This is a genomic window from Rahnella sp. 1L-D-7-B-C2, assembly GCF_057290995.1.
Genome location: NZ_JBXAVQ010000031.1, coordinates 1 through 14744, shown reverse-complemented (window position 1 = coordinate 14744; position 14744 = coordinate 1). Strand labels below are relative to the sequence as shown.

Annotated in this window: 11 protein-coding genes; 2 read left to right on the top strand and 9 right to left on the bottom strand. The window is 50.6% G+C overall.

Annotated features, from left to right (window positions below; all coding sequences use genetic code 11):
• A complete protein-coding gene (locus AC0Z7K_RS23880) occupies positions 1-780 on the top strand; it encodes a thiazole synthase (RefSeq protein ID WP_485616203.1) in 780 nt (259 codons plus the stop codon).
• Positions 777-1955 (top strand): 2-iminoacetate synthase ThiH, encoded by a 1179-nt coding sequence (gene thiH / locus AC0Z7K_RS23875; protein WP_413531412.1) that lies wholly within the window; start codon positions 777-779, stop codon positions 1953-1955. Before AC0Z7K_RS23880 ends, thiH begins: the two co-directional genes overlap by 4 nt.
• A 238-nt stretch (positions 1956-2193) precedes the next feature.
• Here thiH and rpoC read toward each other — a convergent pair whose 3' ends face one another.
• From rpoC to AC0Z7K_RS23830, 9 genes are all read right to left on the bottom strand, one after another.
• The gene (gene rpoC, locus AC0Z7K_RS23870; RefSeq protein ID WP_413531411.1) at positions 2194-6417 is read right to left on the bottom strand and encodes a DNA-directed RNA polymerase subunit beta'; all 4224 of its coding nucleotides are present in this window, start codon (positions 6415-6417) and stop codon (positions 2194-2196) included.
• A gap of 91 nt (positions 6418-6508) precedes the next feature.
• Positions 6509-10537: a DNA-directed RNA polymerase subunit beta gene (rpoB, locus tag AC0Z7K_RS23865; RefSeq protein WP_112166690.1), complete on the bottom strand. Its 4029-nt coding sequence runs from the start codon at positions 10535-10537 to the stop codon at positions 6509-6511.
• 330 nt (positions 10538-10867) lie between these two features.
• The gene (gene rplL / locus AC0Z7K_RS23860) at positions 10868-11233 is read right to left on the bottom strand and encodes a 50S ribosomal protein L7/L12 (RefSeq protein ID WP_013577410.1); all 366 of its coding nucleotides are present in this window, start codon (positions 11231-11233) and stop codon (positions 10868-10870) included.
• Between the two features lie 66 nt (positions 11234-11299).
• Entirely contained in the window at positions 11300-11797 is a 498-nt protein-coding gene (gene rplJ, locus AC0Z7K_RS23855; RefSeq protein WP_112166688.1) for a 50S ribosomal protein L10, read from the bottom strand.
• Positions 11798-12128: 331 nt separating this feature from the next.
• Entirely contained in the window at positions 12129-12833 is a 705-nt protein-coding gene (rplA, locus tag AC0Z7K_RS23850; RefSeq protein ID WP_413531410.1) for a 50S ribosomal protein L1, read from the bottom strand.
• A gap of 3 nt (positions 12834-12836) precedes the next feature.
• A complete protein-coding gene (gene rplK / locus AC0Z7K_RS23845; RefSeq protein WP_013577413.1) occupies positions 12837-13265 on the bottom strand; it encodes a 50S ribosomal protein L11 in 429 nt (142 codons plus the stop codon).
• Positions 13266-13435: 170 nt separating this feature from the next.
• Positions 13436-13981 (bottom strand): transcription termination/antitermination protein NusG, encoded by a 546-nt coding sequence (nusG, locus tag AC0Z7K_RS23840; RefSeq protein ID WP_056777953.1) that lies wholly within the window; start codon positions 13979-13981, stop codon positions 13436-13438.
• A complete protein-coding gene (gene secE, locus AC0Z7K_RS23835; protein ID WP_413531409.1) occupies positions 13982-14365 on the bottom strand; it encodes a preprotein translocase subunit SecE in 384 nt (127 codons plus the stop codon). It lies immediately after the preceding gene.
• 256 nt (positions 14366-14621) lie between these two features.
• Positions 14622-14744, bottom strand: a 123-nt coding sequence (locus AC0Z7K_RS23830) for an EF-Tu C-terminal domain-related protein (RefSeq protein WP_485616211.1), incomplete at its 5' end; no start/stop codon positions are given.

Sequence of the window (14744 nt, the reverse complement as noted above, 5' to 3'; positions counted from 1 at the left end):
ATGTTAAAAATTGCTGATACGACCTTCACCTCACATCTGTTCACCGGAACAGGAAAATTCGCCAGTGCAGCCCTGATGCAGCATGCGCTGACGGCATCCGGTTCACAGCTGGTGACGATGGCAATGAAACGTGTCGATCTGCGTCGCGGCGGAGACGACATTCTTTTGCCTCTGCAACAGCTCGGTGTGCGTTTATTGCCCAATACGTCCGGGGCCAAAACGGCGGAAGAAGCGGTATTTGCCGCACAACTGGCACGGGAAGCTTTGGGGACTAACTGGATAAAACTCGAAATCCATCCGGACGTGAAATACCTGCTGCCTGATGCGGTGGAGACACTTAAGGCAGCAGAAATTTTGGTAAAGCAGGGATTCGTGGTTTTGCCGTATTGCAGTGCGGATCCGGTTTTATGCAGGCGGCTGGAAGAAGCAGGCTGTGCTGCCGTGATGCCGCTGGGCGCACCCATTGGTTCCAATCAGGGCCTACAAACCCGCGAGTTTCTGCACATCATCATCGAACAAGCGCGGGTGCCCGTTGTGGTGGATGCGGGGGTCGGCGCCCCGAGTCAGGCGGCCGAAGCGCTGGAAATGGGAGCGGACGCCGTGCTGGTGAATACGGCGATTGCGGTTGCCGGCGATCCGGTGGCCATGGCGACGGCGTTTCGTCTGGCCGTTGAAGCTGGTGTCATCGCCCGGCAGAGCGGATTAGGCGGCAGGCAAAGGCAGGCGAGCGCATCCAGCCCGCTGACCGGCTTTCTGACGTCAACGCAGGCAGCCTCATGAATAAGTTTACTGATGTCTGGTCAGCGCTCGACTGGGATGATATTTCCCTGCGCATCAACAGTAAAAGCGCCAGGGACGTAGAACGGGCGCTGAGCCTTAATAAAATCACGCGCGAAGATTTTATGGCGCTGATTTCCCCTGCTGCACTGCCGTATCTCGAACAGATGGCGCAGCGGGCACAACAGCTCACACGTCAGCGTTTCGGTAATACGGTGAATTTCTTCGCCCCACTGTATCTTTCTAATCTTTGCGCGAACGAATGTACCTATTGCGGTTTTTCTATGAGCAATAAGATCAAACGTAAAACGCTGGATGAAGAGGAAATTGGCAGAGAATGCGAAGCGCTGAACGCTCTGGGATTCAAACATTTGTTGCTGGTCACCGGCGAGCATAAAACAAAAGTTGGTATGGACTATTTTCGCCGCCATTTTCCAGCCATACGCAGCCATTTTGATTCGCTGATGATCGAAGTTCAGCCGCTGTCGCAGGAAGACTACGCCGAACTCAAAACGCTGGGGCTCGATGGCGTGCTGGTTTATCAGGAAACGTACCACGCGCCGACTTACGCCTTGCACCATTTACGCGGCCAGAAGCAGGATTTTTTCTGGCGACTGGAAACGCCCGACAGGCTAGGACGGGCGGGGATCGATAAGATCGGGTTGGGTGCGCTGTTCGGGCTTTCAGGCAACTGGCGAACCGACAGCTACATGGTGGCCGAACATTTGCTGTATCTGCAACAAAACTACTGGCAAAGCCGTTACTCGGTGGCGTTTCCACGGTTACGGCCTTGCACCGGCGGAATCGAACCGGCGTCCCTGCTGGAGGAAAACCAGCTGGTGCAGCTGATATGCGCTTTCCGCATGCTGGCTCCGGACGTCGAGCTGTCATTATCGACGCGTGAGTCGCCCTGGTTCCGCGATCATGTTATTCCTCTTGCGATCAATACTGTCAGCGCCGGATCCAAAACACAGCCCGGCGGATATGCGGACGACCATCCTGAGCTGGAGCAATTCGCGCCACATGACAACCGCTCACCACAGCGCGTTGCCTCAGCCTTAACGCAGGCAGGGCTTCAACCGGTGTGGAAAGACTGGGACATTTTTTTTGGGCGCGCCACGCAGGAAAATGTCGTTCCACAGCAAACAGGTAAACTCTCAGGAATACAGATTCCATAACGGAATTTTGCCACTCGCGCATCATTAGCGGCCGTATTACTGTGCGTTTGCCGCTGCACATTCGCAACCGGCCGGCGCCATTTACCCCGGCGCTGCTTCCACAACAACCGGAACGGGTATCGTCCAGTACCCTGTTCCGGTTTCTCTAATCCTTTCATTTCTTACACTGCCCGATGAATTTCAGGCAAAAAAAAACCGCTCCCGAGGGAGCGGCTCTATATGTTTCGACAGAAGACGATTACTCGTCGTTGCTGTTACCGAAACCTGCGTTCAGAAGTTCAGCCAGGTTAGCCGTTGCTTCGTCCGCGCTCACTGGCGGTGCAACTGGCACATCACCCTGTGCTTTACGACGTGCACGTTCCTGATGATAAGAGTAACCGGTACCGGCTGGGATCAGACGACCCACGATAACGTTCTCTTTCAGGCCACGCAGTTCATCACGTTTACCGGCAACAGCCGCTTCGGTAAGAACGCGCGTGGTTTCCTGGAACGACGCAGCGGAGATGAAGGACTCGGTTGCCAAAGAGGCTTTGGTAATACCGAGCAGGTCACGGCTAAATGTTGCCGTGATTTTGCCTTCAGCTTCCAGCTTACGGTTAGCGATTTTAACGCGAGACATTTCTGCCTGCTCGCCTTCCAGGAAGTCTGTGCCACCAGCGCTAACGATGGTGCCTTTACGCAACATCTGACGAACGATAACTTCGATGTGTTTATCGTTAATCTTAACGCCTTGCAGACGGTAAACTTCCTGCACTTCGTTGGTGATGTAGCGGGTAACCGCATGAACACCACGAAGACGCAGAATGTCGTGCGGAGACTCAGGGCCGTCGGATACGACGTCACCACGTTCCACAATTTCGCCTTCGAACACGTTCAGCTGACGCCATTTAGGGATCATTTCTTCGTAAGCATCACTGCCATCCAACGGAGAAATTACCAGACGACGTTTGCCTTTGGTTTCTTTACCGAAGGAGATGATCCCGCTGATTTCAGCAAGGATTGCAGGCTCTTTCGGACGACGTGCTTCGAACAGGTCAGCAACGCGTGGCAGACCACCGGTGATGTCCTTGGTACCGCCGGATTCCTGAGGAATACGCGCCAGGGTGTCACCAGAGTGGATCTGCGTACCATCTTCCAGCTGAACAATCGCTTTACCTGGCAGGAAGTATTGGGCAGGCATATCTGTACCTGGGATCAATACGTCGTCGCCTTTCGCATCAACGATTTTCAGTGCCGGACGCAGGTCTTTACCGCTACCAGTACGTTCTGCAGAATCCAGAACAACCAGAGAGGACAAACCGGTCAGGTCATCTGTCTGACGTGTAATGGTCTGGGTATCAACCATATCGGCAAAGCGAATGAAACCACTCACTTCACTGATAACTGGCATTGTATGTGGATCCCAGTTAGCTACGGTCTCGCCGCCGTTAACTGAAGCGCCATCACCTTTGCCCATCACGGAACCGTAAGGCACTTTATAGCTTTCTTTGGTACGACCGAATTCGTCGATCAATTTCAGCTCAGTGTTACGCGACGTGATAACCAGTTTGCCGTTAGAGTTGCTAACGTGCTTGTGGTTGCTCAGTTTAATCGTACCCGTGTTCTTAACCTGGATACTTGATTCTGCTGCCGCACGAGATGCCGCACCACCGATGTGGAACGTACGCATCGTCAGCTGGGTACCCGGCTCACCGATGGACTGTGCTGCAATAACACCGATCGCTTCACCTTTGTTGATGATGTGACCACGTGCCAGGTCGCGACCGTAGCAGTTTGCACACACACCAAAATCTGTTTCGCAACTTACGACTGAACGTACTTTCACGCTGTCGACTGAGTTCTCTTCTAACAGATCACACGTCTTCTCGTGAAGCAGGGTGTTACGTGGAACCAGGATATCCGCCGTACCCGGCTTGATGATATCTTCAGCAGTCACACGACCCAGAACACGTTCGCGCAGTGGTTCTTTAACGTCGCCACCTTCGATGACCGGAGTCATCATGATGCCTTCGTGTGTACCACAGTCGTCTTCGGTAACAACCAGATCCTGCGCCACGTCAACCAGACGACGGGTCAGATAACCGGAGTTTGCCGTTTTAAGTGCGGTATCCGCCAGGCCTTTACGAGCACCGTGAGTGGAGATGAAGTACTGGAGTACGTTCAGACCTTCACGGAAGTTCGCGGTGATTGGCGTTTCAATGATGGAACCATCCGGCTTAGCCATCAGGCCACGCATACCGGCCAGCTGACGAATCTGTGCTGCAGAACCACGCGCACCAGAGTCGGCCATCATAAAGATACTGTTGAAGGAAACCTGCTGTTCAACAACACCGTCACGGTTGACGACGTCTTCCACAGACAAGTTTTCCATCATTGCTTTAGCAACACGTTCGTTCGCTGCAGCCCAGATATCGATCACTTTGTTGTAGCGTTCGCCAGCGGTAACCAAACCAGACTGGAACTGCTCCTGGATTTCAGCAACTTCGGTTTCTGCTTCTTCGATGATCTCTGCTTTCTTCGCAGGGATTACCATGTCATCGATACCTACTGACGCGCCTGAACGGGCAGCGTAAGCAAAACCGGTGTACATGATCTGGTCAGCAAAAATAACGGTCGGCTTCAAGCCCAAAATGCGGTAACAGGTGTTCAGCATTTTGGAGATAGCTTTTTTACCCAGAGGCTGATTGACGATAGAGAACGGCAGACCTTTAGGTACGATCATCCAAAGGATGGCGCGACCTACAGTCGTGTCGATAATCGACGTCTTGTGCGTAACTTCGCCTTCGGTATTTTTGATCTCTTCGGTAATACGCACTTTGACACGCGCATGCAGAGAGGCCAGACCGCCGCGATAAATACGCTCAGCTTCTTTAGGACCGGTCAGAACCATGCCTTCGCCTTTGGCGTTAACACAGTCACGGGTCATGTAGTACAGACCTAAAACAACGTCCTGGGAAGGAACGATGATTGGCTCGCCGTTCGCAGGTGACAGGATGTTGTTGGTAGACATCATCAACGCACGCGCTTCAAGCTGGGCTTCCAGCGTCAGCGGTACGTGAACAGCCATCTGGTCACCATCGAAGTCGGCGTTGTATGCCGCACAAACCAGCGGGTGCAGCTGGATTGCTTTACCTTCGATCAGAACCGGTTCAAACGCCTGGATACCCAAACGGTGCAGGGTTGGTGCACGGTTCAGCAGTACCGGGTGTTCGCGGATAACTTCGTCCAGGATATCCCAAACGACAGCTTCTTCGCGCTCAACCATTTTCTTAGCGGCTTTGATGGTGGTGGCGAGGCCACGCAGCTCAAGTTTGCCGTAGATGAATGGTTTGAACAGTTCCAGTGCCATTTTCTTCGGCAGACCACACTGGTGCAGACGCAGGTATGGACCTACGGTGATAACGGAACGACCAGAGTAGTCGACACGTTTACCCAGCAAGTTCTGACGGAAACGACCCTGTTTACCTTTAATCATGTCTGCCAGAGATTTCAGCGGACGCTTGTTAGAGCCGGTGATTGCACGACCGCGACGGCCGTTATCCAGCAAAGCATCTACCGCTTCTTGCAGCATACGTTTTTCGTTACGTACGATGATGTCTGGCGCAGCCAGATCCAGCAGGCGTTTCAGACGGTTGTTACGGTTGATTACGCGACGATACAGATCGTTCAGATCCGACGTTGCGAAACGGCCGCCGTCCAACGGAACCAATGGACGCAAGTCTGGCGGCAGTACCGGCAGCACGGTCAGGATCATCCACTCTGGCTTGTTACCAGACTGAACGAACGCTTCCAGTAGCTTGATACGCTTGGTCAGCTTTTTACGTTTGGTTTCGGAGTTGGTTTCGTTCAACTCTTCACGCAGTTGCTCGCACTCTGCTTCCAGATCCATGTTTTTCAACAGGGCCTGGATAGCTTCTGCACCCATCTTCGCGTCGAACTCATCACCAAACTCTTCCAACGCATCCAGATACTGCTCTTCAGTCAGGATCTGGCGTTTTTCGAGGTTAGTCATGCCGCCTTCGATAACCACATAGGATTCGAAGTACAGAACACGTTCGATGTCACGCAGTGGCATATCCAACAGCAAACCGATGCGCGATGGCAGCGATTTCAGGAACCAGATGTGTGCTGTCGGAGAAGCCAGTTCGATGTGGCCCATACGCTCACGGCGTACTTTAGTCTGGGTCACTTCAACGCCGCACTTCTCGCAGATCACGCCGCGATGTTTTAAACGCTTGTACTTACCGCACAGGCATTCGTAGTCTTTTACTGGTCCGAAAATACGGGCACAGAAAAGGCCGTCACGTTCTGGTTTGAACGTACGGTAGTTAATGGTTTCTGGCTTCTTAACTTCACCAAAAGACCAAGAACGGATCATGTCTGGCGATGCCAGAGCAATTTTGATCGCATCAAACTCTTCGGTTTTAGTTTGCGCTTTCAGAAACTTTAGTAAGTCTTTCACGGATTAGCTCCCGTCGGGTTAGACCTGTTAGGCACCTGATGTTTATTGCTAAACAGACAGGTGCCCCTGTGATCAGTGCGAATTCGAGTACTTACTCGTCTTCCAGCTCGATGTTGATACCCAGAGAGCGGATTTCTTTCAACAATACGTTGAAGGATTCCGGCATGCCTGGTTCCATCCGGTGATCGCCATCCACGATGTTTTTATACATCTTGGTACGGCCGTTCACGTCATCGGACTTAACAGTCAGCATTTCCTGCAGGGTATAAGCGGCACCGTATGCTTCCAGTGCCCACACTTCCATCTCACCGAAGCGCTGACCACCGAACTGTGCTTTACCACCCAGCGGTTGCTGAGTAACAAGGCTGTAAGAACCGGTAGAACGCGCATGCATCTTATCGTCAACCAGGTGGTTCAGTTTCAGCATGTACATGTAGCCGACGGTAACCTGGCGCTCAAATTGCTCGCCGGTACGGCCGTCAAACAGTGTGATCTGGCCAGAGGTTGGGACGCCGCCCATTTCAAGCAGTTGCTTGATCTCTGTCTCTTTCGCACCGTCGAAGACTGGTGTTGCAATTGGCATACCCTTTTTCAGGTTTTCAGCCAGGCGCAATACTTCATCATCGGTGAAGGTGGTCAGATCAACTTTCTGACGTACGTCGTCGCCCAGATCATAGGCACGCTGGATGAACTCGCGCAGCTTAGAAACTTCTTCATGTTTCTTAAGCATGGCATTGATTTTTTCACCAATACCTTTCGCGGCCATACCCAGGTGGGTTTCTAAAATCTGACCAATGTTCATACGTGATGGAACGCCCAGCGGGTTCAGTACGATATCAACAGGAGTCCCGTTTTCATCGTAAGGCATATCTTCGATCGGGTTGATCTTGGAGATAACACCTTTGTTACCGTGGCGGCCTGCCATTTTGTCACCAGGTTGGATCTGACGTTTAACGGCCAGATACACTTTAACGATTTTCAGCACACCTGGTGCCAGGTCATCGCCCTGAGTGATTTTACGACGTTTAGCTTCGAGTTTTTTCTCAAACTCGGATTTCAGTTCGTCGTACTGTTCAGCAAGCTGTTCCAACTGATTCTGTTTGTCTTCGTCTGTCAATGACAGTTCAAGCCAACGATCGCGTGGCAATTTGCCCAGCTTATCGGCTTCAACACCGCCAGCAACCAGCGCAGACTGGATACGTGCAAACAGACCAGCTTCCAGGATTTGCAGCTCTTCAGTCAGGTCTTTCTTAGCCTGTTTCAGCTGCATTTCTTCGATTTCTAACGCACGCTTATCTTTTTCCACGCCATCGCGGGTAAAGACTTGCACGTCAATAATCGTACCGGAAACGCCGTTTGGTACACGCAGAGAAGAGTCTTTAACATCAGACGCTTTCTCACCGAAGATCGCACGCAGCAGTTTCTCTTCTGGAGTCAGCTGGGTTTCGCCTTTAGGCGTTACTTTACCGACCAGAATGTCACCACCGGTCACTTCAGCACCGATATATACGATACCGGACTCATCCAGTTTGGAGAGCGCAGCTTCACCCACGTTAGGGATATCAGCGGTGATCTCTTCAGGCCCTAACTTGGTGTCGCGGGACACACATGCCAGTTCCTGGATATGGATAGTCGTGAAGCGATCTTCCTGCACAACACGTTCGGAGACCAAGATGGAGTCTTCGAAGTTGTAACCATTCCAAGGCATGAACGCGACACGCATGTTCTGACCCAGTGCCAGTTCGCCCAGATCTGTTGACGGACCATCTGCCAGCACGTCACCGCGCTCGATTGGCTCGCCCAGATTCACACACGGCATCTGATTGATACATGTGTTCTGGTTAGAACGGGTGTACTTAGTCAGGTTATAAATGTCGATACCTGCTTCGCCTGGATTCATCTCTTCTTCGTTAACACGAATAACGATACGGGATGCATCCACGTACTGAACAGTACCACCACGTTTGGCAACGGCAGTAACACCGGAGTCAACCGCAACAGCACGTTCCATACCAGTACCTACCAGCGGCTTATCAGCACGCAGAGTTGGGACTGCCTGACGTTGCATGTTCGCACCCATCAATGCACGGTTGGCGTCATCGTGTTCCAGGAATGGAATCAGTGAAGCACCAACGGATACGATCTGCTGGGTAGAAACGTCCATGTAGTCAACCTGGTCGCGGCTGAACAGGCTCGATTCGCCTTTGCTACGACAAGTGACTAAATCTTCCAGGAAGTGGCCTTCGTCATCCAGGTTGGAGTTCGCCTGAGCGATAACAAAGTTGCCTTCTTCGATGGCAGACAGGTAGTTAATTTCATCGGTAACCATACCTTCACGCACTCGGCGGTAAGGGGTTTCCAGGAAACCATACTCATTGGTCTGTGCATAAACAGACAAGGAGTTGATCAGACCGATGTTTGGACCTTCTGGCGTTTCGATTGGACATACGCGACCGTAGTGAGTCGGGTGTACGTCTCGAACTTCAAAGCCAGCACGTTCACGGGTCAAACCGCCCGGGCCCAGTGCAGAGATACGACGTTTGTGCGTGATCTCAGACAACGGGTTGTTCTGGTCCATAAATTGTGACAGCTGGCTTGAGCCGAAGAACTCTTTCACCGCAGCCGAAATCGGCTTCGCGTTGATCATGTCCTGAGGCATCAGTGTGTCGAGGTCACCCAGAGACAGACGCTCTTTAACGGCACGCTCAACACGAACCAGGCCGACACGGAATTGGTTTTCAGCCATTTCGCCGACAGAACGAATACGACGGTTGCCCAAGTGGTCGATATCATCCACTTCGCCCTGACCGTTACGGATGCCGATCAGTTTTCTCATGACCTGAATGATGTCGTCTTTGCTCAGGATACCTGAACCTTCGATTTCATCACGCAGCAGAGAGCGGTTGAACTTCATACGGCCAACAGCAGACAGGTCGTAACGATCTTCAGAGAAGAAGAGGTTTTCGAACAGAGTTTCAGCTGCTTCACGCGTTGGTGGCTCACCAGGACGCATCATGCGGTAGATCTCAACCAATGCGCTCAAGCGATCGCTGGTTGGGTCGACGCGGATGGTCTCGGACATGTACGCGCCATGATCGAGATCGTTGGTGAACAGTGTTTCAATTGTTTTGTGTCCGGCCTGGCTCAGTTTAGCCAGCAGATCCAGAGACAATTCCATGTTCGCAGGGACAATCAGCTCACCGGTATTAGTGTCGATGTAGTCTTTAGCAACTACTTTCCCTGCGATGTACTCAACAGGAACTTCGATGCGCTGAATGTCATCTTTTTCAAGCTGACGAATATGGCGAGCAGTGATACGGCGGCCTTTCTCGATGTAGACTTTGCCGTCAGCTTCGATATCAAAAGAAGCTGTTTCACCGCGCAGGCGCTCAGGTACCAGTTCCATCTGCAACTTGTTGTCGCGGATCTGGTAAGTCACCTTCTCAAAGAACAGGTCAAGGATCTGTTCAGTGGTATAGCTCAATGCGCGCAGAATGATCGTTGCAGGTAATTTACGGCGACGGTCAATACGCACAAACAGGTTATCTTTCGGGTCGAACTCGAAATCTAACCATGAACCGCGATAAGGGATGATACGTGCGTTGTACAGCACTTTACCCGATGAATGGGTTTTACCCTTATCACTGTCAAAGAATACGCCTGGACTACGGTGAAGCTGAGATACGATAACCCTCTCAGTACCGTTAATCACAAAGGTACCATTTTCGGTCATGAGCGGAATTTCGCCCATATAGACTTCTTGTTCCTTGATGTCTTTGACCGTACCTTCTGGTGCTTCACGCTCGTAGATAACCAGACGCAGTTTCACACGCAATGGCGCAGAGAAAGTTACACCGCGGATCTGGCATTCTTTAACGTCGAATACTGGCTCACCAAGACGGTAGCTAACGTATTGCAGCTCAGAATTGCCGCTGTAGCTTTTGATTGGAAATACAGAACGGAATGCAGCTTCCAAACCGTGCTGACCTTCCGGATCTTGCTCGATAAACTTCTGGAACGAGTCAAGCTGGATAGAAAGGAGAAAGGGAATGTCCAAAACTTGTGGACGCTTACCAAAATCCTTACGAATGCGTTTTTTCTCGGTATAGGAGTAAACCATAGGGTTCCTCAGCTCGCTGATCAGTGACCCAATCTTGTCTGCCCTGATAAGGACAGTTCATGCAACACCGTTTATGTCGACCGGAAAGCAGAGACGCTTTCCGCAATATCTGTTTCTATCACTCTTAAATCATTTCGTTGTGCATTATCTATGGATGAGCCATAGCAAGCGGCATCAATATATTAAGGCGTCTCAAGAAGAGATATTAGAGTAGTTCAGTGCTCAAACAGTGTGAAACACCACTGACACTCTATAGCGCAAAAAGGCTGGTGACTAAAAAGTCACCAGCCATCAGTCTGTTAGGACAGACTGCACTCCGGGAAGTTAAACTTACTTAACTTCAACAGAAGCACCAGCTTCTTCCAGAGATTTTTTCAGAGCTTCAGCGTCGTCTTTGCTGATGCCTTCTTTCAGAGCTGCTGGAGCAGACTCAACCAGGTCTTTTGCTTCTTTCAGACCCAGGCCAGTCGCGGTACGAACAGCTTTGATAACTGCAACTTTGTTCGCGCCAACAGCGGCCAGAACAACGTCGAATTCAGTTTTTTCTTCAACAGCTTCAGCAGCAGCAGCAGGACCTGCAACAGCAGCAGCAGCAGAAACGCCGAATTTTTCTTCCATAGCGGAGATCAGTTCAACGATTTCCATTACAGACAGAGCTGCAACGCCTTCAATGATTTGTTCTTTAGTGATTGACATTTCAAGTGTTCCTAGAATTCAGAAATAGTTTATACGTAAGCAAATAAACGAGAAAAGAAAGGCTGATTAAGCAGCTTCTTTCTGATCGCGTACAGCAGCCAGAGTGCGAACCAGTTTGCCTGCAGAGGCTTCTTTCATGGTTGCCATCAGGCGTGCGATTGCTTCTTCGTAAGTAGGCAGAGTTGCCAAGCGGTCGATTTGAGCCGCAGAGATAAACTCACCTTCAAAGGCCGCAGCTTTAACCTCAAATTTTGCATTCGCTTTAGCGAAATCTTTGAACAGACGGGCAGCAGCGCCTGGGTGTTCAGAAGAAAATGCAATCAAGGTTGGACCGACAAACGTGTCTTTCAGGCACTCAAACTGAGTACCTTCAACGACGCGGCGCATTAAGGTGTTGCGAACAACACGCATATAAACGCCAGCTTCACGACCTGCTTTACGCAGTTCAGTCATTTTATCTACAGTTACGCCGCGAGAATCCGCAACAACCGCAGACAGCGCGCCTTTGGCTACTTCGATGACTTCAGCAACAATCGCTTGTTTGTCTTGAAGATTTAATGCCATTAGCTTTTTGCTCCTGGATTTGGCCGGGGAAAATCCCCGGAACTCACATCACTTGTTATCGAGATCGATATCAAGCGTTCAAACACGGTGAGCAGAGAATCCAGCAAAGACAAATCTTAATTAAGAATAAAAAAGAAATACTTTCTTCAGGCTCTGTCACCGTCTACGCAGGAAGAATTAAGTCCTTTTCGGGACACCTGCGGTCTTGGACGGAGGCCTGGATAGGCCAGGCTCCAACCGAAAAATTCTTGGTTTCGCGTTAACGAAACAACGGGCGATAGATTATATACAAATCCACCACCCGCGTAAAGCGATAAACACAGGTAGTTAATTAGTTAACTACTGCGCTCAGGCCGCTTTGATCAACAGAAACGCCGGCGCCCATGGTGGTGGACAGGCTAACTTTCTTGATGAAAACGCCTTTAGCCTGGGAAGGCTTCGCTTTTTTCAGAGCGATCAACAGAGCTTCAAGGTTTTCTTTCAGCTTGTCGGATTCGAAATCAACTTTACCAATAGTGGTATGGATGATGCCGTTTTTGTCGTTACGATAACGAACCTGACCTGCTTTAGCGTTCTTAACTGCTTCAGCAACGTTAGGAGTTACAGTACCAACTTTCGGGTTAGGCATCAGGCCACGTGGACCCAGTACCTGACCTAATTGGCCAACAACGCGCATTGCATCTGGAGATGCGATAACAACGTCGAAGTTCATTTCGCCTTTTTTGATCTGATCGGCCAGATCTTCCATACCTACCAGTTCAGCGCCTGCAGCTTTAGCAGCTTCAGCGTTTGCACCTTGGGCGAAGACGGCAACGCGAACAGAACGACCGGTGCCGTGTGGCAGAACGGTTGCACCGCGAACGTTTTGATCAGATTTACGTGCGTCGATACCGAGATTAACGGCAACGTCCACGCTTTCTACGAATTTAGCAGTGGCCAGCTCTTTGAGCAGAGCAACGGCTTCGGTGATGTCATACTGTTTAGTAGCATCAACTTTGTCACGGATCACGCGCATGCGCTTGGTCAGCTTAGCCATTTATTAATCCTCCACTACCAGGCCCATGGAACGAGCAGTACCTTCGATGGAGCGAGTCATCGCTTCAACGTCAGAACCAGTCATGTCCGCAGCTTTGGTTTCTGCGATTTCACGAACCTGAGCACTCGTTACTTTACCCACTTTGTCTTTGTTCGGCTTGCCGGAACCAGACTTGATACCAGCCGCTTTCTTCAGCAGTACTGCTGCAGGAGGGGTTTTGGTAACGAAAGTGAAAGAACGGTCAGAATAAACAGTAATAACAACAGGAATTGGCAGGCCTTTTTCCATGCTATCAGTCTTAGCATTGAACGCCTTACAGAATTCCATGATGTTCACGCCTTGTTGACCCAATGCTGGACCAACTGGCGGACTTGGGTTTGCCATACCAGCTGCAACTTGCAGCTTAACGTAGGCTTGTACTTTCTTGGCCATGGTAAATATCCTCGTTTGGGTGATATCGCCTGTTTGAAGAGGCTCCCCGTTATTTGTAGTACTTTACAGTTTTATGCGCAGAGGCTGCGCATAAAAACAAAAGGCGCGAAATTATAGTTCAATTTCGCGCCCTGTACAACATCTGTTCTAATGATTATTGAACGTTGTTGTTAGCCTTTTTCTACCTGACCGAAGTCCAGTTCAACCGGTGTTGCACGGCCAAAGATGGAAACAGAGACTTTCAGGCGGCTTTTTTCGTAATCCACTTCTTCGACCACACCATTGAAGTCCGCAAACGGACCGTCACTAACACGTACCAGTTCACCTGGTTCAAACAATGTTTTAGGACGTGGTTTATCACCCACTTGTTGCAGGCGATTCATGATCGCATCAACTTCTTTGTCGCTGATCGGCGCAGGACGATCAGATGTCCCACCGATGAAGCCCATTACACGAGGAACGCTGCGTACTAAGTGCCAGCTGGCGTCATTCATCACCATCTGAACCAGCACATAACCCGGGAAGAATTTGCGCTCGCTCTTGCGGCGCTGGCCACCACGGATCTCAACCACTTCTTCGGTCGGAACCATGACTTCGCCAAACAACTCTTCCATGTCATGTAATTTGATGTGCTCACGCAGCGATTGTGCTACGCGGCCTTCAAAGCCAGAAAACGCCTGAACGACGTACCAACGTTTTTTAGGTGCTTCAGACATTTAGAACCTCAGACCAGTAATGAAAGATACCAGGCGGACTAAAATACCATCCAGCCCCCACAGAATCAGAGACATAACGGCAGTCACCGCAGCAACGATCAGTGTGGTATGCAATGTTTCCTGGCGCGTTGGCCAAATGACTTTACGTACTTCGGTGCGCGCTTCACGAGCAAACGCAACCGTCGCCTTGCCTTTAGTGGTCAATAAAGCCACTGCACCTGCAATTGCGATAACAACTACTACGGCTAACGCGCGTAACGGCAGGCTGTATGCACGGTAATAATAGTTACCGACAATAGCTACAACCAACAAAACGGCAACAACCAGCCACTTTACCGCTTCCAGGCCGCGCCCGCTCCCTTGAGCCTCGGTATTCGCACTCATAAACCAACCCGTCACAATGATTCAGAACAAACAACTTTGCCTCGCATTGCGAGGCAAACCAAACCGATCGATGCTCTACTCGAGCGCAATTCGGTGTTTTACGCTATATCTCAGAGCCTATCTCACCAATGATTATGACGTATAAATCGCTGATGAGATAGGTTCTCGCGCCACAGCGTAGAAAAAAAGGGCATCGAATGATGCCCTTTTAGTGTGTATTGCGTCAACGTATAGTGACAAAAAAGTCTATCAACAATTAAGCGATAACTTTAGCAACAACACCTGCACCTACGGTACGGCCACCTTCACGGATTGCGAAACGCAGACCTTGGTCCATCGCGATTGGATGGATCAGGGTAACAACCATGTTGATGTTGTC